19 protein-coding genes and 2 pseudogenes are annotated in these 19,291 nt (G+C 74.0%); 12 read left to right on the top strand and 9 right to left on the bottom strand.

Features of this window, described 5'->3' with window-relative positions; genetic code table 11:
• Positions 1-185: 185 nt before the first annotated feature.
• Complete coding sequence (locus ACWGJO_RS15115; RefSeq protein WP_452183942.1) at positions 186-1,148, bottom strand: phosphatidylinositol-specific phospholipase C; 963 nt, start codon at positions 1,146-1,148, stop codon at positions 186-188.
• Positions 1,149-1,471: 323 nt separating this feature from the next.
• On the opposite strand from ACWGJO_RS15115, the gene ACWGJO_RS15110 reads away from it, so the two are divergent.
• Complete coding sequence (locus tag ACWGJO_RS15110) at positions 1,472-1,987, top strand: DinB family protein (RefSeq protein WP_452183940.1); 516 nt, start codon at positions 1,472-1,474, stop codon at positions 1,985-1,987.
• Positions 1,988-2,189: 202 nt separating this feature from the next.
• Positions 2,190-3,266 (top strand): cell division protein ZapE, encoded by a 1,077-nt coding sequence (gene zapE, locus ACWGJO_RS15105; protein WP_452183938.1) that lies wholly within the window; start codon positions 2,190-2,192, stop codon positions 3,264-3,266.
• Here zapE and ACWGJO_RS15100 read toward each other — a convergent pair.
• The 4 genes and pseudogenes from ACWGJO_RS15100 to ACWGJO_RS15085 form a co-directional block, all read right to left on the bottom strand.
• Entirely contained in the window at positions 3,263-4,888 is a 1,626-nt protein-coding gene (locus tag ACWGJO_RS15100) for a serine hydrolase (protein WP_452183936.1), read from the bottom strand. The two genes, zapE and ACWGJO_RS15100, sit on opposite strands and share 4 nt — an antisense overlap.
• A gap of 243 nt (positions 4,889-5,131) precedes the next feature.
• Positions 5,132-5,632: a peptidylprolyl isomerase gene (locus tag ACWGJO_RS15095; RefSeq protein WP_452183934.1), complete on the bottom strand. Its 501-nt coding sequence runs from the start codon at positions 5,630-5,632 to the stop codon at positions 5,132-5,134.
• Between the two features lie 86 nt (positions 5,633-5,718).
• Positions 5,719-6,825, bottom strand: a complete 1,107-nt coding sequence (locus tag ACWGJO_RS15090) for an RCC1 domain-containing protein (RefSeq protein WP_452183932.1) — start codon at positions 6,823-6,825, stop codon at positions 5,719-5,721.
• A 208-nt stretch (positions 6,826-7,033) separates the two neighbouring features.
• Positions 7,034-7,138: pseudogene (locus ACWGJO_RS15085) on the bottom strand (AraC family transcriptional regulator); the annotation flags it as partial.
• 263 nt (positions 7,139-7,401) lie between these two features.
• Here ACWGJO_RS15085 and ACWGJO_RS15080 point away from each other — a divergent pair.
• Positions 7,402-7,737 (top strand): cupin domain-containing protein, encoded by a 336-nt coding sequence (locus ACWGJO_RS15080; protein ID WP_452183930.1) that lies wholly within the window; start codon positions 7,402-7,404, stop codon positions 7,735-7,737.
• Between the two features lie 96 nt (positions 7,738-7,833).
• Here the strand turns inward: ACWGJO_RS15080 and ACWGJO_RS15075 are convergent, their stop codons facing one another.
• The 3 genes from ACWGJO_RS15075 to ACWGJO_RS15065 all read right to left on the bottom strand — a co-directional run bounded on the left by ACWGJO_RS15075 (position 7,834) and on the right by ACWGJO_RS15065 (position 9,718).
• Positions 7,834-8,088: an acyl carrier protein gene (locus tag ACWGJO_RS15075; protein WP_359912992.1), complete on the bottom strand. Its 255-nt coding sequence runs from the start codon at positions 8,086-8,088 to the stop codon at positions 7,834-7,836.
• A 407-nt stretch (positions 8,089-8,495) separates the two neighbouring features.
• On the bottom strand, positions 8,496-8,984 hold the full coding sequence (locus ACWGJO_RS15070) for an SRPBCC family protein (protein ID WP_452183928.1): 489 nt from the start codon (positions 8,982-8,984) through the stop codon (positions 8,496-8,498).
• Between the two features lie 128 nt (positions 8,985-9,112).
• On the bottom strand, positions 9,113-9,718 hold the full coding sequence (locus ACWGJO_RS15065) for a putative glycolipid-binding domain-containing protein (RefSeq protein ID WP_452183927.1): 606 nt from the start codon (positions 9,716-9,718) through the stop codon (positions 9,113-9,115).
• Between the two features lie 162 nt (positions 9,719-9,880).
• On the opposite strand from ACWGJO_RS15065, the gene ACWGJO_RS15060 reads away from it, so the two are divergent.
• From ACWGJO_RS15060 to ACWGJO_RS15025, 8 genes are all read left to right on the top strand, one after another.
• On the top strand, positions 9,881-11,299 hold the full coding sequence (locus tag ACWGJO_RS15060) for an ATP-grasp domain-containing protein (protein ID WP_452183925.1): 1,419 nt from the start codon (positions 9,881-9,883) through the stop codon (positions 11,297-11,299).
• Positions 11,300-11,307: 8 nt separating this feature from the next.
• Positions 11,308-11,868, top strand: a complete 561-nt coding sequence (locus tag ACWGJO_RS15055) for a GNAT family N-acetyltransferase (protein WP_452183923.1) — start codon at positions 11,308-11,310, stop codon at positions 11,866-11,868.
• Positions 11,869-12,058: 190 nt separating this feature from the next.
• The gene (locus tag ACWGJO_RS15050) at positions 12,059-13,012 is read left to right on the top strand and encodes a DUF4331 family protein (protein ID WP_452183921.1); all 954 of its coding nucleotides are present in this window, start codon (positions 12,059-12,061) and stop codon (positions 13,010-13,012) included.
• A 205-nt stretch (positions 13,013-13,217) separates the two neighbouring features.
• Entirely contained in the window at positions 13,218-13,583 is a 366-nt protein-coding gene (locus tag ACWGJO_RS15045) for a hypothetical protein (RefSeq protein ID WP_387690533.1), read from the top strand.
• 227 nt (positions 13,584-13,810) lie between these two features.
• Positions 13,811-14,908 (top strand): sugar ABC transporter substrate-binding protein, encoded by a 1,098-nt coding sequence (locus ACWGJO_RS15040; RefSeq protein ID WP_452183919.1) that lies wholly within the window; start codon positions 13,811-13,813, stop codon positions 14,906-14,908.
• Positions 14,909-14,985: 77 nt separating this feature from the next.
• Positions 14,986-15,777: an ATP-binding cassette domain-containing protein gene (locus tag ACWGJO_RS15035; protein WP_452183917.1), complete on the top strand. Its 792-nt coding sequence runs from the start codon at positions 14,986-14,988 to the stop codon at positions 15,775-15,777.
• Complete coding sequence (locus ACWGJO_RS15030; protein ID WP_452183915.1) at positions 15,774-17,036, top strand: sugar ABC transporter permease; 1,263 nt, start codon at positions 15,774-15,776, stop codon at positions 17,034-17,036. Before ACWGJO_RS15035 ends, ACWGJO_RS15030 begins: the two co-directional genes overlap by 4 nt.
• Positions 17,037-17,152: 116 nt before the next feature.
• Positions 17,153-17,860 (top strand): hypothetical protein, encoded by a 708-nt coding sequence (locus tag ACWGJO_RS15025; protein WP_452183913.1) that lies wholly within the window; start codon positions 17,153-17,155, stop codon positions 17,858-17,860.
• Between the two features lie 88 nt (positions 17,861-17,948).
• Here the strand turns inward: ACWGJO_RS15025 and ACWGJO_RS15020 are convergent, their stop codons facing one another.
• On the bottom strand, positions 17,949-18,713 hold the full coding sequence (locus ACWGJO_RS15020) for a hypothetical protein (RefSeq protein ID WP_452183911.1): 765 nt from the start codon (positions 18,711-18,713) through the stop codon (positions 17,949-17,951).
• 114 nt (positions 18,714-18,827) lie between these two features.
• On the opposite strand from ACWGJO_RS15020, the pseudogene ACWGJO_RS15015 reads away from it, so the two are divergent.
• A pseudogene (locus ACWGJO_RS15015) lies at positions 18,828-19,175 on the top strand (NAD-dependent epimerase/dehydratase family protein); the annotation flags it as partial.
• Positions 19,176-19,291 lie beyond the last annotated feature (116 nt).

Genomic DNA, 19,291 nt, shown 5'->3' with positions numbered 1-19,291 from the left:
GGCGGGGCCTCGACTACGCCCCCCCCCCCCCCCACACCCCCCCACCCGTGCTTGGTTTATACATACCCCCTCCGGCGGGGCGCGGGGGGGGGGGGGCGCCCGCGGGCCCCCCCCCCCCCCACCCCTCCCCCCTGCCCCTCTCCCCGGCTCCGGTCACCGGTTGGCGGCGGGGCCGGTGGCTGCGGTCAGAGCCCGAAGTTCCAGTCGACGATCATCTGCAGCAGGTCCTTGCGCTCGTCCACGAAGTCCATCGCGATCACGCCGTAGTGCGCGCGCTGGGAGATGCGCGGCGTCAGGTAGTCCTGGATGGAGGGATTGACGACCTTGGCGATCCTGTACGGGGTCTCCGGGAAGCTGCTGGAGCTGGCGAAGTGGAGGTAGAGCTTGCCGTCGTTCTGGCCGTAGAACGCCGTGTCCAGCCCTTCCCTGACCCGCTGGACCTTGCGGCTGGACCCGTCGCTCCACGCGTCCTGCAGCCAGATCCGGGAGTCGTCCCCCCACCGCAGCGGGTCGTAGCGCCCGTCGCCCCAGGTGAAGTCCGACATGATGGGAACGATCTTGCCGCGCACCTGCCCGAGCGTGGGCAGTCCGCCGGGCAGCTGTCCGGCCTTGGGGAGCCAGAACCAGGGCCGGTAGTTGCCCTTCCCGTCCATGCCGTCCATGTAGTAGTTGAAGATCTCGCTGAAGCGGTAGTCCTGCCCCTCGGTGTACTCCTTCTTGATCCGCATGATGATCGTCTCGCGGGGGTTGGACTTCAGGAAGTCGATGCAGAGGTTCAGCACGTCACCGAAGTTGATGTTCTGGTAGATCTTGTCGTGGTGGATGGTGAAGACGTCGCCCATCACCCGGCACCGGATGTCGAGGAAGCGCACGCCCGCCTGGAGCTGCTGGTTGATGCGCCACTCCTGGCACTGGGCGAAACCGAAGGCGCCGCCGTCGTACAGCGCGCAGGTCTCATGGGTTCCGGGGATCGTCAGCTGCGACAGCTTCACGTTGTCGCCCAGCAACGACATCCACTTGTCGGTGGGGCGGTGGACGAGGCGGTCCGGCGCGGCGACGGCCGACGCGCCCGATCCGGCGATGCCCAGGGCCCCGGTCGTGGCCGCGAGCGCTGCACCCCTGAGAAGGGTCCTACGGTTGATCGACATGCAAGAAGCCTCCGGACTCGGGGCCCCGATGGTGATCGGGCGTGAACGTTCTCCTTTCCGACTCCAACGGACCTCCGCCCGAGGCCGGTTCATCGTCCGCGAACCGAACGGCCGCCACCCGCACCACACCACACCGCGCCGCCGACCGCCGACCGCCGACCGCCGACCGCCGACGGGCCCAGGAGCAGGAAGCCGGCCGGGCCGACTTCCCACTCCGCCCGGCGTGCCCACGCACGCCCGCTGGAGGGGCCCGCGCCCGGCGCGGCGGCGGCACGCGGAAAACCCGGTGCGCCCGGCGCGACACCTCGGTAGCCTGCACCGCCATGGCATCGGAACTGGAACGCCCCCCACTCCAGGCGGACGAACGCACCGCGCTCATCGGCTGGTTGGACCTGCAGCGGAAGATCCTGCGCTGGAAGTGCGAGGGGCTGGACGACCGGGACGCGCACCGGGCGGTCGTCCCGACCTCGCCGGCCATGACGATGGCCGGCCTCGTCTCGCACATGCGCTGGACCGAGCACCTCTGGCTGGAGGTGATGTTCCTCGGCGGTGACGAGAAGCAGAACCCGTCCTTCGACGAGTCCACCGAGGACGCCGACTGGCACACCGACGGCCGCCCCCTCGCCGACCTGCTCGCGGAGTACGCGGCCCAGTGCGCCCGCAGCAACGAGATCGTCGCGGCGGCCTCCCTGGACGACGTCGGCCGCAAGTCCGGCTTCCGCGCCGGCGGCGCCAACCTGCGCTGGATGCTGATCCACCTCGTAGAGGAGACCGGCCGCCACGCGGGGCACGCCGACATCGTCCGCGAGCTCCTCGACGGCTCGAAGGGCTACTACTAGCGGCTCCACCGGACTTCACCGCTTCCGCCGACCGGCGGCCCGGGAGCGGGAACCGTGGCCCGGGAACGGGAACCGCGGCCGGGCGGGTGCGGGACGCTCCACCAGGTTCCCCGCCCCGCGCCGGACCGGCCGTGAAGGGGCCCGTGACCGGGCAACTCCCGGTGATCCGGATGCCGCTGACGCCCTGCTAGGGTCCGGACCCGTGACGGACAGGGTGCGGAAGCAGTACGAGGCGATGCGCGGGCACTTCCACCGGGCCGCCGGGCAGCGCGGATTCACGCTCGACCCCGCCCAGGAGCTCCCGGTCGAGCGGCTCAGCCGGCTGGCCGGCGAGCTCGCCCACCCGGCCCGGCGGCTGCGCCGCGGTCCGCGGCACCTCTACCTCTGGGGCCCGGTCGGCCGCGGCAAGAGCTGGCTGGTGGACACCTTCCTCGACGGGCTGGCGACCCCGCGCAAGCGGCGGCTGCACTTCCACGACTTCTTCCGCCGGCTGCACGAGGGCGTCGCCCACCACGCCGGGAGTCGCAGCGCGGACGGCGCGGCCGTGGACCGGGCCGTGGACGAGCTGCTCGGCGACTGCCGGGTCCTGGTCTTCGACGAGTTCCACGCCCACGACGCGGGTGACGCGATGCTGGTGGCCCGTCTGCTGCACACCCTGCTGGACCGGCGGATCACCCTGGTCACCACGTCCAACTACCCGCCCGCCGGGCTGATGCCCGACCCGCTGTACCACCACCTCTTCGAGCCGACGATCAGGCTGATCGAGGAGCGGATGGACGTGGTCGACGTCTGCGGGCAGGTCGACTTCCGGCGCCTGCCCGGGTCGGAACGCGCCCACGGGTTCGGCCTCGGCGCCCGGCTCCGCCCCGGCGACGAGGCCTCGGCCGGCCTGACGGAGCCCCGGCCCGAGGAGGCGGCTCCGGTGGCCGCCCACCACCGCGAGCTGCCGGCCCGGGCGGTCCGCGAGGACCACGTGTGGTTCGGTTTCCCGGAGCTGTGCGAGGGCCTCACCTCCGTCGCGGACTACCTCGCCCTCGCCGACCGCTTCCCCACCGTCGTCCTCGACGGCGTCCCGCCGCTCACCGAGGCCTCCCCCGACGGCCGCCGGCGCTTCGCCAACCTGGTCGACGTCTGCTGCGACCGAGACGTCCGCCTGGTCCTGATCGGCGCCGACCCGCTCGCCGGCTCCGCCCTCATGCGCGACCTCGACCGCACCGCCAGCCGCCTCGCCCTCCTGCGGCACCCGGCCCCGCAGACGGGGGTTCGAGGACAGACCTAGCTTCGGGTGAAGGTCCCGAGGCCCTCGTGGTCGAGCTGTTCGACCACCACGGTGGAGGCCCGGCCGTCGGCGCCCACGGTGAACGTCACCCCGGACAGGCCGACGGCGTTCTCCCCGCGGGTGCGGAAGCTGAACACGTCCCCGGCGTAGTGCTGGAGCGGGAACTGCAGGTCGTCGGGGCCCAGGCTCATCACCAGGGCGCCGCCGTTGCCGGTGGTCACGGTCAGCGGGCCGTAGTAGCCGTTGGCGTACGTGCCGACGTAGGCCGCGTCGGGCCTGGCGGGGGCGGCGTCGGCCGGGGGCTTGGTGTAGTCGGTGGGCGAGACGCCGGTCAGCGCGGCGGCGGGGACGACCTTGCCGAAGAAGGCGAGCCAGTCGACGGTCTCGTGGCCCTCCTCGGCGAGGTCGAAGAACTCCTCGGCCACCGCCTCGGGCAGGCCGACCGGCTGGCCGTTGGTCAGCACCACGATCCCCAGCTGTTCGGAGGGCAGCAGGGTGACCACGGTGGCGGCGCCCAGTTCGAAGGCGCCGGAGTGGTTGAGCCGCAGCCGGCCGCCGTTGTCGCGGCCGACGTTCCAGCCCAGGCCGTACTGGCCGGGGTTGCCGTCGGGTGCGGACGGCGGGTTGGAGAGGCTGTGCGGCAGCCAGGTCTCGCCCAGGGCGGCGGTGTCGACGATCTGCTTGCCCTCGAAGGAGCCGTCGGCGAGCTGCAGCCGCATCCAGCGGGCGAGGTCCTGGACGGTGGAGCTGACGCCGCCGGCCGGGGACTGCGGGTCGGCGTTCTCGGTGGTGCTGACCTGCCAGCCGCTGCCGCTGCCGCCGGTGCGCACGTGCGGCACGGCCTTGTCGGCCGCGTTGTCGTAGGCGGAGCGCAGGGAGCTCGTGGAGGTCATGCCGAGCGGCTTGTAGAGGGTGTCGGCGGCCAGGGTCTCCCAGGTGGTGCCCCTGGTCCTGGCGACGGCGACGGCCGCCTCGGTGAGGCCGTAGTTGGTGTAGGCGTAGGTGGCGCGGAAGGGGGCCAGGGGCTGGTCGCGCAGGTGCTGGAGGATGTAGTCCCGCTGGTAGCCGAGGTCCTGGAGGAGGTCACCGGCGTGGTCGGGCAGGCCGCTGCGGTGGGAGAAGAGGTCGGCGATCGTCACGTGGCGGCCGACCCAGGGGTCGGCGAGGGTGAAGCCGGGGTCGTGGGCGATGACGGGGTCGTCCCAGGCGACCGCCTTCTGGCCGACGGCCGTGGCGACGACGGTGGAGGAGATCGGCTTGGAGACGGAGGCGAGCTGGAAGACGGTGTCGGGGTCGACGGTGTCCGGCTTGCCGAGTTCGCGGACGCCGAAGCCCTTGGCGTGGACGACCTTGTCCTTGTGGACGACGGCCAGGGCCAGGCCCGGCACGCCGGTTTTGCGCAGGGCGTCCTGGACGTAGGCGTCGATCCGGTCGACGGCGAAGGCCACCTGCCGGTCGCTCAGCTGCGGTGAGGGCTGCGGCGGCGCGGTGGGCACCGCGCCGGAGGAGCCGGGGGCGGCCTCGGGGTCGGAGGCGGCGGAGGTGCACCCGGCGAGCAGCAGGCCGGCCAGCAGGGGCGCGGCGATGCGGTGTCCCGGCCTGGCGGCGGTGCGGCGGTGCATGCGGGTCCTCCCTCGTCCGGGCGGCACGGGCCGTGCGCCTCATCGCGTGAGTACGTGAGTATTCGACGGCCCGGCGCGGCCCGGGCGGGCACCGCGCACCGCCGTGGGCGCGTTCACCCGTGCGGCGGCGGGGAGGGTCGGGGCGGCCCACCGGGGCCGCGCGGACGGTGCGGAGCGGGAGGTCGGCCGGGCCGGCTTCCCGTGCACGCCCGCTGCCCCGTCCCTGCCGGACGACCCCGCCCTCTACTCGACGACCTCGGCCTTCTCGATGACCACGTCCTCCTTGGGGACGTCCTGGTGGCCGCTCCTGGAGCCGGTGGGCACGGTCTTGACGGCGTCCACGACGTCCTGGCCCTCGACCACCTCGCCGAAGACGGCGTAGCCCCAGCCCTGGGCGTTCTTGCCGCTGTGGTCGAGGAAGCCGTTGTCGGCGACGTTGATGAAGAACTGGGCGGTGGCCGAGTGCGGGTCCCCGGTGCGGGCCATCGCCACGGTGTACTCGGTGTTCTTCAGGCCGTTGTCGGCCTCGTTCCGGATGGGGGCGCGGGTCTTCTTCTGCCTCATGCCGGGCTCCATCCCGCCGCCCTGGACCATGAAGCCGTTGATGACCCGGTGGAAGACCGTCCCGTCGTAGAAGCCGTCCCTGACGTACTGGAGGAAGTTCTCCACCGTTGCCGGGGCCTTCTCCGCGTCGAGGCGCAGGACGATGGCGCCGTGGTTGGTGCTCAGTTTGACCTTCGACACGATGACCTCACTGTACGGGTTGCGGCGGCTACGGAGTGCTCACGCGCATTGTGGCAGGAGGGACGGCCGGGCACCGTCGAGGCGCCTCAGTTGGCGAGGGTGAAGTCGCCGCCGACGGGGGCGGCGAGCTTGTCGATGCCGGTGAGGGCGGTGAGGGTGGGCACCGGGGTGCTGCTGTCGGCGGTGGTGCCGTCGCCGAGCTGGCCGGAGCCGTTGCTGCCCCAGGAGTGCACGGTGCTGGTCCCGGACAGGGCCACGGTGTGCTCCCGGCCGCCGGCCACCAGCCGTACGCCGCTCAGGCCGGGGACGGTGACGGGGGTGACGCGGAAGACGGTGGTGCCGTCGCCGAGCTGGCCGGCGGTGTTCTGGCCCCAGGCCTTGAGGCGGTGGTCGGTGTCGACGACGGCCATGCTGTGGTTGCAGCCGGCCGCGATCCGGGTCACCCCGCCGGTCCAGGCCCCGTGGGTGGCGACGGGGGTGTAGCGGTTGATGGTGGTGTTGTCGCCGAGCTGGCCGGTGGCGTTGTAGCCCCAGGCCTTCACGGCGGCGCCGGCGCCGGGTGCGCCGACCAGGACGAGGTTGTGGCTGGCGCCGGCGGCGATCCGGCTGACGCCGGTCAGTCCGACGACCCGTGCCGGGAGGCCGCGGTTGGTCGAAGTCCCGTCGCCCAGCTGGCCGTTGCTGTTGTAGCCCCAGGCCCAGACGGTGCCGTCCTCGCGCAGCGCGAGGCTGTGGTGGAGGCCGGCGGCGATGGCGACGACCTTATGGAGGCCCTCGACCCGCACCGGGACGCCGCTGTCGGCGCCGGTGCCGTTGCCGAGCTGGCCGTGGTTGTTCTGACCCCAGGCCCGGACGGTGCCGTCGGCGAGCAGGGCGAGGCTGTGCGCGCCGCCGGCGGCGATGTCGGTGGCGTCGGCGAGATCGACCACCCGGCCGGGCGTGTTGTGGCTGAACACGGTGCCGTCGCCGAGCTGGCCCGAGCCGTTGACGCCCCAGGACTGCACCGTGCGGTCGGCCAGCAGGGCCAGCCCGTGGCCGAGGGTGGCGCCGGACCCGCCGGCGGCGATCTTCACCACGTCGGCGCTGGTCAGCCCGAGCACGGCGGTGGCCGTGGTGCGGAGGTCGGCCCAGGTGCCGTCCCCGAGCTGGCCGGAGCGGTTGTTGCCCCAGGACTTCAGGCGCTTCTCTGCCATGCGACGATGCCTCTTTACTTGTATGACAATAAGTCAAATCGTCGACATGTCAGACCTGTTGACGAGTCCACGATCATGGACCGACGCTACCCACGCGCACGTCACCGGCACGGGAAACGGCGGCGCCGGCCACTCGATCGGGTGATGGCGGCCCTCTGGCGCGGCTGACGGCCGTACGTCCCACGGCGTATGGCGCGGGACGTACGGCTCAGCGGGTGCGGAAGGCCTGCCGGTAGGCGCCGGGGGTGGTGCCGGTGCGGGCACGGAAGCGGCGGCGCAGGTTGACGGCGGAGGTCAGGCCGACGCGGGCGGCGATCGCGTCGAGGCCGTGCGGCACGGACATGGTGTAGCCGCCGGTGGTGGGCACCGGGCCGGGGACCTGCGTGCAGGTGGCGAAGGTGCAGTGCTGCGGCAGGCCGGGTCTCGGTGTGCCGAAGACTTCGGCGGCGCAGCCGAGTTCGAAGGTCGACTGGACGAACCGGACCAGGGCCACCACGCGGTGCATGGCAGGAAAGTACCCCAGGGTGTCGCGGTGGGGCCTGTCCGGGCCGGCCGGGGCGCGGCACCGTTGCGGGCATGTATCCGGAGATCCTTGCCCAGCAGGGCTACACGTCCGTGTCCGTCGACGAGTCCCCGGTCCGCGAGCTGTTCCCCGGTGTCCGGCTGCGGGCGCTGTGGCGGGGGCCGGACGGTGCGCACGCCCATGTGCTGGAGATGGCGGCGGGCTCCGGCTGGCCGCACCGTGACGTCCACGAGCCGGGGCCGGAGGAGGTGTTCGTGGTGGCGGGCGTCTTCAGCGACGGGGCGCGGGACTACCCGGCCGGTACGTTCCTGCACGCTCCGGCGGGGTCGTGGCACGTACCGTCGACGGCCGTCGGCCGCACGCTGTTCGTGTTCTACCCGCAGGGATAGGGCCGCGGGGCGCGAGGGGGGCGGAGCGGGGGCGGGAGGCCGCCGGGGGCCGCCGGGGGCCGCCGGGGTCGGGCTTCCCGCCCCGCTCCGGGCCGGTCAGGAGCCGGGGTTCAGCGAGGCGTTGACGTCCTTGAGGAACTCGGCGACGGGGCGGCCGAGCAGGTCGGAGCTGTCGAGGGAGACACCGTAGCGGTTCTCCAGGTCGGCGAGGACGCCCAGCACGCCGAGGGAGTCGACGCCGAGGTCGAGGAACATGCGGCCGGGGTCGGCGAGTTCCTCGGCGGTGACCTGGACGCCGGCGCGGGTCCTGACCAGGGTGGCCAGTTCCTCGTAGGTAATCTCCGTGGCCATCGGGCCCTCCGGGGGGTGCGTGGGTGGCAGGGCCGACGGCGGTCGGGTCGTTCAACGGGTGGCCCTGTGGGCGCAGTTGTACGGGCCCCGGAGGCGCCAGGTCCAGCTCGTTCACTCGTACGTGTGCGGGCTTCACGGGGATGGTCGGGGCGGCCCGCCGCGGCCCCTCCCCCGGGGTGTCGGAGCCGCGTTCCGGCGCGCCGGTCGACGGACCGGCGGGCGGTCGGGCGGCGAGCAGCGGGGCGAGTTCGGCGGCCCGCCCGGGGTGGAGGGCGACCTTCTCCTCGTGCAGGGCGAGGACCTGGGCGGCGGCCGTCAGCGGTGCGTCCGCCCGTGCCGCCGGGACGGCGGGGTGCGGGGGCGTGGTTCGCCGCCGGGCCGGGTGCCGGTGGCCCGGCCCGGCGGGCTCAGGCCGCGCCGAAGTGCCGTTTGGTGTCGGCGATCAGCGTCCGCTGGAAGGCCGCTCCGGGCATGTCGGTCAGTGCCGCGGGGCGGCGCAGCAGTGGGGCCGGCTCGTAGGCGAAGGTCCAGGTGAGGCGGGTGCCGCCGCCCGGGAGGGGTTCGAGGAGGTAGTCCTCGCCGAAGCGCCGGTACAGCGGCAGGGAGGCCTCGGTGACGCAGAACGCGTGCCGCGTGCCCTCCTCCCAGAGCGTGAACTCCTCGCGCAGCCGCAGCGTCCCGAGCGCGGTGATCTCCCGGGTGGTGCCGACGCCGTGCGGGGCCGGTGAGGTGTAGCGGCCGCCGGCCAGGGCCCGGCACCAGGACAGCGGTGCCGGGCCGGCGAGCCCCGCCCACACGCTCCGCGGTGCCACCGGCAGGTCCATCACGTGGCGGTGGCGGTGCGGGGCGGTGTCGAAGAAGGAGGCGTCGAAGCGCTCCAGTGCGAACCAGGGCATCGGGGCCTCCTCGTGGCGGTCGGGGGATGCGCCCGAGCGTACCGGGCGGGGGAACGGGGCTCCCCGTCAGGTCGGGCGCCCCGTCGGGCCGGGCCGTCGGGCCGGTCCGGGCCGCCGGCCCGGGGCCGTCAGGCGACGCGGTGGGCCAGGCCCGGGTAGTCGGCGACCAGGCCGTCCGCGTCCAGCAGCAGGTCCGCCCGGTAGTCGCCGGAGGCGTAGCGGACGGTGGCGCGGCCGTCCTCGTGGCGGTGCAGGTGGGTATAGGTCTGGCGGGAGGGCACGACGACCAGCTCGGGCACGCGGATCCAGGCCATCAGGAAGTGGTGCTCGCCCGGGCCGCGGTGGAGGGCGTGGCGCAGGACGGGCGGGGTGTTGGTGAGCGGGGACAGGCCGAGGTCGCAGTCGAGGGCGCCGTCGAGGTCGGGGCGCGGGGTGCCGTCGACGGTCCAGTGGCCGGTGGTCTCGTCGCGGCGCAGGTCGAGGGTGCGGACGGTGTCGGGGGTGCGGGCGGTGACGTGCATGCGGCGGGTGGTGAAGCCGTCGCCGGTGTCGAGTTCGTAGTCGAGCCAGTACGGGGCCGGTTCGGCGGCGGCGACGCGGCCGCGGGCGGTCAGGGCGGTGGGGCGCAGGTCGATCCAGGAGGTCTCCAGGCCGGCGGTCTCGGTGACCCGCCAGGTGGGTGCGGCGGTGCGGGCGGCGGGGTGGTGCGGGTCGGGGGCGGTGCGGCTGTTCATTCGTGCACGGTACTGCCGGGTGCCGACAGCGGCCCCGACGGGCCGTCAACGCGGGGGGTTCATTCGTTCGGGTGAGGGTGGGGGCCGGGCGTGCCTCGTGCGGGGCGGGGCGGGGTCCGGGGCGGCGGCGGGCCCGGTCCCGGGATCTCCATAATCGCGTGGGTGATCACATCCTGTGACGAAGCGGTGGCCCGGCTGCGGGCCCTGCCCGGACTGTCGTGCTGCGCCCGCCCCCTGAACGTGCTGCCGCTGCTGCGCACCGGCTGCCTGTCCGCGGTGGTGAGCGTGGAGGGCCCGGACGCGGGCTGGGCGGGCGAGTTCGGGGCCTCCTTCCATGCGCTGGAACCGGACCGGGGGGTGCGCGACCACACCTCGGCGGGGGCCGGGGTCCACGCGGTGCTGCGCGCGATCGCCGGCACCCCGGGCGAGGACGCGGGCGCGGCGGGTGGCGGCTGGCGGGGCCGGGAACTGGCGCTGCTGCCCTACTCGGCGATGAAAGCCGAGTGGCGCACGGCACTCGGCGCGCTCGGCACCCGCCTGCTGGAGCCGCCCTCGCGTGTGGACCTGCCGATGCTGGGCGACAAGCGGGCGCAGCGCGCGTGGCTGCGGTCGGTGGGGGCCGCGACCCCGCCGGACGCGGTGGTCCCGGCGCTCGACCACCGGGAGCTGCGCCGCCGCTTCGGTTCCCCCTACGTGGTGCAGACGCCGGTGGGCTCCAGCGGCAAGGGCACCCACCTGGTCGTCGACGAGGCGGACCTGCGCCCGATCCGCCGGGTCGGCGGCGGGCCCTGGCTGGTGAGCGGCTACGTCGAGGGCGTCGCGGTCAACCTGCACGTCCTGGTCTCGGCGGACAGCGCGGTGCGGGTGCTGCGCCCGTCCGTCCAGCTGACCCGTATCGAGGGTGTCGGCGCGCCTTTCGGTGCCTACTCCGGCTGCGACTTCGCGGCCCCCGCCCTGCTGGCGCCGCTCGCCCTGGCCCGGGCCGGCACCGCGGCGCGGCGCGTCGGCGAGGCACTGGCCGCGCTCGGCTACCGGGGCCTGTTCGGCGCCGACTTCGTCCTGGACGGCGAGCGCCCGCTGCTGCTGGAGCTCAACTGCCGTATGCAGGGCTCGACCTGGCTGCTGGGCGAGCTCGAACTGGCCGAGCACGCGCTGCCGTCCGCGCTGCGCCACGTCCTGGAGCTCTACGGGCACGCCACCGGCGGCGAGCCGCGTACGGACGCGGCGGGCGCCGTGCAGCTGGTGGTGCGGCACACCGGCGTCCCGGTGCGGGTGGCGGCGGCGCCCGGCGGCGGTCTGCACCGGCTCAAGGACGGGCGGCTGCGGTACTGCGGCGCCGGGTTCGGCCTGCTGGAGTGCGGGCCGGACGACTGCGTGCTGCTGCAACTTCCCTCCCCCGGAACGGTGCTGCTCCCCGGGGTGCCGCTCGCCCGGGTCGTGGCCCGGCACCCGCTGACCACCCCGGACGGCACCGCGCTCACCGCGCCCGGACGGCGGCTGGTGGACTCCCTGCGCGCGGGCTTCGTCCTCGACCCCCTCGACGAACCCGTGGGATCCGCCGGCCCCTGCGCGTCGCGGTGAGGAGACCCGTGCCGAGGACACCCCTGCCGCTGTACGTCCGCGCCGCGGTGCCCGCCGACCTGCCCCGGCTGGCCGCCCTGCGGGCGGAGGCGGCCGCCTGGATCGCGCTGGAGCACGGCTCGGTCCAGTGGTCGGCCCCGTACGACGCCGAGCGCGGCCTGACGCTGATCGCCCGGGGTGCGACGGTGGTCGCCGCGCTGGCGCCGCAGGGCGAGGCCGTCGCCACCGTGACGCTGCGCCCCACCGGCAGCCCCCGCCTGTGGAGCGGCGAGGAACTCGCCCGCCCGGCCCGCTACGTGAGCTCCTTCACGGTGGACCGCCGGTACGCCGGGCGCGGCATCGGCGCCCGTCTGGGCGACTGGGCCGCCTGGCGGGCCGCGCGGGCGGGCGCCGGGCTGCTGCGGGCGAACGTGTGGAGCGACAACGCCGCCCTGCACGCCTACTACCGTGCGCAGGGCTGGCGTTGGGTGCGCACGGTGGCCCACAGCCGCAGCGGCGCCCTGTTCGAGCGCGCCACGAGCGCGGTGGCGCCGCCGCGGATCCACGAGGCGGGCCGCGTGCGGGCGTGAGCCGTGCCGTGCCCGTCCGTGCCGGGCCGTCCGTGCCGGGCCGTGCCGGACCTCTCCTGTCGCCCCTTGCGACGTCGCCCGGGTGGCGCAGCGGGGCGGGCCGGGACGGGCGGGTCGTGTTAGCAATGGCCGGAGGGGGCGGGGGGTGTCCACGCGGACGCACGCGAAGCACTGGAGACCGGAGACCGTCGTGTCGCACCACCTCAGCGGACCGAACCTGCGCTCACCGGAGGGTGACGCGCGCCTGGATCTGACCGACCTGTTCGCCTTCGCCTCGCCGGAGCCGGGCCGGACGGTGCTGATCATGAACGTGAACCCGGTCGCACCCAGTGGCGGGCAGGCCTTCCATCCGGAGGCGGTGTACCGGATCGACATCGACACCGACGGCGACCAGCGGGCCGACATCGCGTACAGCTTCACCTTCTCCGAGCCGGTGGGCGGGGCGCAGAGCATGACGGTGCGGCGCACCACCGGCGAGGGGGCGCGCGGGCACGAGGCGACCGGTGAGGTGCTGGTGTCGCGGGCGCCGGTGAGTTTCACGGGCACCCCTGCGGTGGTGGAGGCGGGGTCGTACCGGGTGAGTGCGGGGCTGCGCAGCGACCCGTTCTTCGCGGACCTGGACGGGATCGTGAAGGACTTCCAGTGGACGGGGGTGGACTGGGGCGCGGACAAGAACGTGTTCGGGATCGTGCTGGAGGCGCCGGACGCGGCGTTCGGCGAGGCGCCGGAGATCGGGGTGTGGGCGCGGGTGAGCGTGCGCAAGGACGGTCGGCTGGTGTCGGTGGACCGGGGTGCGCATCCGTCGCTGACGGCGTACTTCAACGAGGAGGACGTGAAGGACGCGTACAACGCCGGGGAGCCGGTGGACGACTGGGTGACCTACCGTGATCCGTGGACGGCGAAGCTGCAGCACTTCGGCGGGTACACCACGGACGCGGCGCACGCGCAGCTGCGGATCGTGCTGCCGGACGTCCTGCGCTACGACCGGGCCCGCCCGGCCGTCTACCCGAACGGGCGCTCGCTGACCGACGACGTGACCTCGGCGCGGCTGACGATGCTCACCGACGGCAAGGTGTCCGGTGACCGCATCGGGCCGCACACCGATCTGCTGCCGGCCTTCCCGTACCTGGGCCACCCGCACTGACCTTCGGGGCCGGGCCGGTGGGGCGCCGGTTCCGTGGGGGCGCCGGTTCCGTAGGGCACTGGTTCCGTGGGGGCGCCCGGCTCGTGGGGCAAGCAGGCGCGCCCCTGTCAGATGTCAGGGACCGCTGCGGGCGCCGGATTCCTAGGCTGACGGGCACCGGGCGGACGGGTCGTCCGTCCTCGTACCAGCCAAGGGAGAACCACTCATGCGCAGGATCACCCACGCCGTCGCCGCCCTGGCCATGGCCGCCGCCGCGCTGACCACGATGGGAGCCGGCAGCGCCGGCGCCGCGGCCGGCGACTGGGCGGGCTGCCCGTCCGGGGCGGTCTGCATCTACCCGCAGGACCAGGACCCGGCGGTCAGCCCCAGTGCCGTCTACCGGAGCTACGGCGCGCACAACCTGAGCGGCCAGTACGGCAACCACTGGGTGCTCAACAACCAGACCGGCGGCGCGCACGCCCACCTGTGCCGTGCCTCGGGCGGCGGTGACTGCGTCTACGACATCGCGGCGCAGCGCGGCGTGTACGACGACCTGGGTCCGATCAATTCGATCACGCTCGACCGACCCTGACGTTCCGTCAGGTCCGAGCCGAGGGTGCCCGCCGTCCGAGGGGAGCGGCGGGCATTCCGCTTTCCCGTGCCGCAGGGACGCCGCCCGTCCGAGGCGTGTTCACGAAGATAACGAATGGTGGTGGATTCCGGGGAGTTTGGTTTTACTTATTGACGTCATGTACGCGCCCAGGTTTAACTCCCCCCACCCCGCCGCGAAGCCGCGGCGATCCCAGGGAGAGGTATCCGATGAACGCCGTACTGCGTCGCGCCCTCGTCTCCACCATGGGCCTCGCGCTGACCCTGTCCATGACCGCCGCGTGCGGGAAGGCCGGCGGCTCCAAGAACGAGGCATCCGCCGCCGGCAACCCCGACGCCATCGGCCTGCTGCTGCCCGAGAACGCGTCCTCCGTGCGCTACGAGTCCTTCGACCGGCCGTTCATCGAGGCCAAGGTCAAGTCCCTGTGCGCACGGTGCAAGGTGCTGTACAACAACGCCGAGGGCAGCGCCGCCAAGCAGAAGCAGCAGTTCGACACCCTGCTCACCCAGGGCGTCAAGGTGATCATCCTCGACCCGTACGACGCCGACTCCACCCAGAGCTGGGTCGAGGAGGCCGCCGCCAAGGGCGTCAAGGTCCTCGCCTACGACCGCCTGGCCAGCGGCCCGGTCGCCGCTTACACCTCCTTCGACAACGAGAAGGTCGGCGAACTCCAGGGCCGGGCCCTGCTGGACGCGCTCGGCCCGCAGGCCGCCGAGGCCAACATCGTCATGATCGACGGCGACGAGGCCGACCCGAACTCCGCGCAGTTCAAGTCCGGCGCGCACAAGGCCCTCGACGGGAAGATCAAGAAGGTCGTCTACGAGCAGTCCGGGCAGTGGAACGCCGCCGTCGCCGCGCAGAAGATCTCCGCCGCCGTCACCGAGTTCGGCAAGAACGGCTTCCAGGGCGTCTACTCCGCCAACGACGGCATGGCCGCCGCCATCATCACCCAGCTCAAGGGCGCCGGCATCAACATCCCGGTCGGCGGCCAGGACGCCAGCCTGGACGCCATCCAGCGCGTCGTGAACGGCGACCAGGCGTACACCATCTACAAGGCCTACCGCCCGATCACCGACACCGCCGCCGAACTGGCCGTCGCCCTGCTGCGGGGCAAGGACGTCAAGAGCATCGCCCCCGACAGCGTCGACAGCGCCACCGCCAAGAACATCCCGTCCAAGCTGCTGGACGCCAAGATCGTCACCAAGGACACCATCGCCACCACCGTGGTGGCCGACGGCATCTACAAGGTCTCCGAGATCTGCACCGCCGACTACGCCGCCGCGTGCGCCGCCGCCGGCCTCAAGTAGGCCCCCCTCCAGCAGGACCTCTCCAGCAGGCCTCGGCTATCACACCAAGTAGCCGCTCTCCCAAGGTGGTTGTTCCCGTGACAGGCGCACCCGTCCTGCAGCTGCGCTCGGTCTCCAAGCGCTTCGGTGCCGTCCAGGCCCTCACCGACGTCGACCTCACCGTCCACGCCGGCGAGGTGCTCGCCCTCGTCGGCGACAACGGCGCCGGCAAGTCCACCCTCGTCAAGACCATCGCCGGCGTCCACCCCGTGGACGAGGGCACCCTCGCCTGGCACGGCGAGGCGGTGCGCCTGGCCCGCCCCCAGGACGCCACCGCCCTCGGCATCGCGACCGTCTACCAGGACCTCGCGCTGTGCGACAACCTCGACGTCATCGCCAACCTCTTCCTCGGCCACGAGAAGCGCCGCCGCGGCCTGCTCGACGAGGTCGCCATGGAACAGCACGCCCGCCGGCTGCTGGACACCCTCTCCATCCGCATCCCCGACGTGCGCACCCCCGTCGCCGCCCTGTCCGGCGGGCAGCGCCAGGTGGTGGCCATCGCCCGCGCCCTGGTCGGCGAACCGGCCCTGGTCGTCCTGGACGAGCCCACCGCGGCCCTCGGCGTCGAACAGACCGCCCAGGTCCTCGACCTGGTGGAGCGGCTGCGCGGGCAGGGCCTGGCGGTCGTGCTGGTCAGCCACAACATGGCCGACGTACGGGCGGTGGCCGACACCGTCGCCGTCCTGCGCCTGGGCCGCAACAACGGCGTCTTCCCGGTGGCCGGCACCACCCAGGAGCAGATCGTCGCCGCGATCACCGGTGCCACCGACAACGCCCACGCCCGCCGGGCCCGCCGCACCGGGCACACCGAGGAGGCCGAGGCCGTATGAGCATCCCAGAAGCACCCGCCACCGCCCCCGCCACCGCGGCCACGCCGGACCCCAGGCTGCACAGCACCGAACCGGGCTGGTCAGGCCAACTGCGCGCCGCCCGCAGGCGCCTGGCCTCCGGCGAGCTCGGCTCGCTGCCGGTCGTCGTCGGCCTGGTCGTCATCGCCGTCGTCTTCCAGTCCGTCACCCACCACTTCCTGCAGGCCGACAACCTCACCAACATCACCCGCTTCATCGCCGGGCCCGGCCTCATCGCGGTCGGTGTCGTCTTCGTGCTGATCCTCGGCGAGATCGACCTCTCCCTCGGCTCGGTCGCCGGCGCCGGCGCCGCCATCGCGGCGGTGCTGACGGTGCGCCAGGGCTGGAGCGAGTGGGTGGCGATCCTCGCCGCCCTCGGCGCGGCCTGCGTCATGGGGCTGCTGCACGGCCTGTTCTTCGCCCGCGTCGGCGTGCCCGCCTTCGTGGTCACCCTCGCCGGGATGCTCGCCTGGAGCGGCCTGCAGGAGTACGTGCTCGGCGACGGCGGCACCGTCAACAACCGCCACGGCGGCGTCGTCGCCGGCCTGGACAGCACCTTCCTCGGCGACGGCGACATCGCCTACGCCTGGGCCCTGGCCGTCCTCGCCCCCGTCCTCTACCTGGCCGCCCGCCTGAACACCGCCCGCCGGCGCCGCGCCGCCGGCCTCACCGCACCCCCCGCCGCCGACAGCGCCGTGCGCGCCGCCGCCCTCGCCGTCCTCACCCTCGCCACCGCCTACACCCTCAACCAGGACCGCGGCCTGCCGCTGTCCCTGGTCGTCCTGCTCGGCGCCGTCCTCGCCACCGACTTCGTGCTGCGCCGCACCCGCTACGGCCGCCAGGTCTTCGCCGTCGGCGGCGGCGTCGAGGCCGCCCGGCGCGCGGGCGTCAACGTCGCCCGGGTACGGATCTCCGTCTTCGTGCTCTCCGCGTTCCTGGCGGGCCTGGGCGGCCTGTTCTACGCCTCCCAGCAGGGCTCCGCCGACAAGCAGCTGGGCAGCGGCAACGTCCTGATGAGCGCCATCGCCGCGGCCGTCATCGGCGGCACCAGCCTCTTCGGCGGGCGCGGCAAGACCTGGTCCGCCCTGCTGGGCATCCTCGTCATCCAGTCCATCACCACCGGCCTGGACATGGTCCACGCCGCCCAGGCCATCCAGTACATGATCACCGGCGCGGTGCTGCTGGCCGCCGTCGTCCTCGACTCCCTCACCCGCCGCACCCGCAGCAGCGGCCGCCGCTAGCGCCCCGCACCCAACGGCCCGGCGCCCCGCCGCTCTGCGGGGCGCCGGGCCCTTTCGCGGCCTGCCTCCCACTGCGGAGCTTGCCTCCCGCTCCGGCACCGCGGGAGGATCGGCCGGTGTTCGAACTGCTCCCCGGCATCGGGGTCCGACTGCCGGGCGCAGCGGGCACCCTGCGGTTCGGCCTGGACGACCGCACGACCGCCGAGACCCTGGCCGGGCTCGGCCCGCTCCCGCCGAGGCCCGGAGCCGACACGGCCCGGAGCCGCACCGCCCGCTGGGCGGACATCGAAGTGACCGCCGGTGCCGAGGAATTGGACGGGGCCGAGGAGCTGGACGGGGCCGAGGCGGAGCCCACCGAGCCCGTCCTGCGGTCCGTCGTGCTGAGCCGCGGCCGGTCGGCCTCGCACGTACCGGGCGGCACGCCCGTCGTCCTCGCCGACGTCGATCTCTTCGGCTACCCGGCGACCGAGGTGCTGGAGGCCCTGGGCGACGATCTGCCCGCGGAACTCTCGATCGCGCCGCAGGACCGGCACGGTTACCTGACGGCCGTCACCCTGCGAGCCACCCCGCCACCCCCGCCGGCAGGCCGTCGGACCCGGGCCGCGGCGGAAGCCGCCGAGGTCGAACGCGCCCTCGGCGGCTACCAGTACCTGTGGACCACGGAACGCGACCGGTGGCAGCTCCACGAGAGCGGCGGCGGCCATGTGGTCCGGCGCCGGGACGCGCCGTGGACGCAACTGCTGATCTGCAACGACACCTTGGCGCGGCGGATCACTGCCGAGATGCTCGCAGCCGGCGTGAACGTCGTTCCGGAGCGGTTCTGAGCCCTCCCCGGCCCCTGTCACGGTGCCCGGCCGAGCCGTCGACCGAGCCGTCGACCGGGCCCGTGACGGAGAGCCCGGTGGACGGCCGTCACCGCGGTTGCCAGGTTCCGAGCGCCCGGGCGAGTCGCCTGCCCTGCGCGGGTGTGATGCCGTGGGCGAGCTGCCGGGCGAACCGCGGGCTTCCCGGGACGTCGCACCGCAGGATCCCGGCGACAGTGCGCCCCCGCCCTGCCCGGGGCCGGCCCCATCGCCGGCCCTGCGGTGCGCTCCAGCGAGCGGGTGCCCAGCGCAGGTGCCGCAGGACGAAGGCGGCAAGGTGCGCAGCGCCCTCCGGCGGTGTCCCGACCGCGGCCAGCGCCGACCGCACCACCTCCGCGGCGTCCGGCGGCAGTTGCGCGTCGCCGAGCGTCGGCAGCAGGAGCAGCAGCCGCACCGACGGGTCGTGCGCACCGGGCGCGGCGTGGTCGGGCGTGTTCGCTACGTGGATCAGCTCCCGCCAGGACAGGCCCGGCCCCTGCTGGTGTTCCGGCTCCGGGAGGCGGGTGTCGACGGCGGCGAGACGGCCCCGCACCCGGCCCCAGTCGGGGTGGACGACCAGGTACTCCGTTCCCCGGTCCGTGGGGAGGTCGCAGCTGTACATGTGCACCGCGTGCCCGCCGCCGAAGGGCAGGCGCGCCTCCAGCCCCTCCGGCATCGCCGCCTCCCACGCGGCGTCGGCCTCGGCGGCACCGGTACCGAACCACCCCGCGACCAGCTCGCGCTCGGTGTCGGCCACCGCGCAATGCCGCGTCAGGTAGGCGGCCCACCACTGCGGCCGGGCCGCTGTCCGCCCGCCATGTCCGTCGTCCAGCACCGGGTCAGGCTCTCACACCCTGCCGCGCAGGACCGGCGCCCCGACGGCCGGGTCGCCTTGTGCACCCCCGCGGCGTGTGCGGCTGCGCGCCGGGTGATGGCGTCTCCCCCCCGGTACTCCGCCTCGAGGATCGGCGCGGACATGATGGTGCTCTCCTGCCGGCACACCTTCGAACTGCCGGCCTCGGTGGTCCGCCCGTTCAACACCTACGGCCCGCGCCGGTCGGCCCGCGCCGCGATCCCCACCATCCTGGCCCAACTCCAATCCGGTGCACGGGAGATCAGGCTCGGTTCGACGACTCCCACCCGCGACTTCACCCACGAGACCGACACCGCGGAGGGCTTCCTGGCCGCCCGTGCCGACCGCGCGCTCGGCGGGACCGTCAACCTCGGCACCGGCAGCGGGGTGTCGATCGACGGCCTGGCCGAGGCCCTGATCGTCGCCTCCGGCCGGGACGCCGAGCATCTGCACCTGCTCGCGCCGGACCGCTACCAGGTCTGACACCGGCACCCGGGGCGGGGGGGGGGGGGCGCCGCGCGGCGGGCCCGCCCCCCCCCGGCCCCCGGGGGCGGGGGTGG

The organism is Kitasatospora sp. NPDC054795 (assembly GCF_053611565.1).
The sequence above is the reverse complement of the archived record's forward strand: the minus strand, read 5'-3'. Positions and strand labels throughout refer to the sequence as shown.

What these genes read in the sequence shown, in the direction of transcription:
- ACWGJO_RS15115 (WP_452183942.1), bottom strand. Translation starts at nt 1,148, where the DNA reads ATGTCGATCAACCGTAGGACCCTTCTCAGGGGTGCAGCGCTCGCGGCC.
- ACWGJO_RS15110 (WP_452183940.1), top strand. Translation starts at nt 1,472, where the DNA reads ATGGCATCGGAACTGGAACGCCCCCCACTCCAGGCGGACGAACGCACC.
- ACWGJO_RS15100 (WP_452183936.1), bottom strand. Translation starts at nt 4,888, where the DNA reads ATGCACCGCCGCACCGCCGCCAGGCCGGGACACCGCATCGCCGCGCCC.
- ACWGJO_RS15090 (WP_452183932.1), bottom strand. Translation starts at nt 6,825, where the DNA reads ATGGCAGAGAAGCGCCTGAAGTCCTGGGGCAACAACCGCTCCGGCCAG.
- ACWGJO_RS15080 (WP_452183930.1), top strand. Translation starts at nt 7,402, where the DNA reads ATGTATCCGGAGATCCTTGCCCAGCAGGGCTACACGTCCGTGTCCGTC.
- ACWGJO_RS15075 (WP_359912992.1), bottom strand. Translation starts at nt 8,088, where the DNA reads ATGGCCACGGAGATTACCTACGAGGAACTGGCCACCCTGGTCAGGACC.
- ACWGJO_RS15070 (WP_452183928.1), bottom strand. Translation starts at nt 8,984, where the DNA reads ATGCCCTGGTTCGCACTGGAGCGCTTCGACGCCTCCTTCTTCGACACC.
- ACWGJO_RS15065 (WP_452183927.1), bottom strand. Translation starts at nt 9,718, where the DNA reads ATGAACAGCCGCACCGCCCCCGACCCGCACCACCCCGCCGCCCGCACC.
- ACWGJO_RS15045 (WP_387690533.1), top strand. Translation starts at nt 13,218, where the DNA reads ATGCGCAGGATCACCCACGCCGTCGCCGCCCTGGCCATGGCCGCCGCC.
- ACWGJO_RS15040 (WP_452183919.1), top strand. Translation starts at nt 13,811, where the DNA reads ATGAACGCCGTACTGCGTCGCGCCCTCGTCTCCACCATGGGCCTCGCG.
- ACWGJO_RS15030 (WP_452183915.1), top strand. Translation starts at nt 15,774, where the DNA reads ATGAGCATCCCAGAAGCACCCGCCACCGCCCCCGCCACCGCGGCCACG.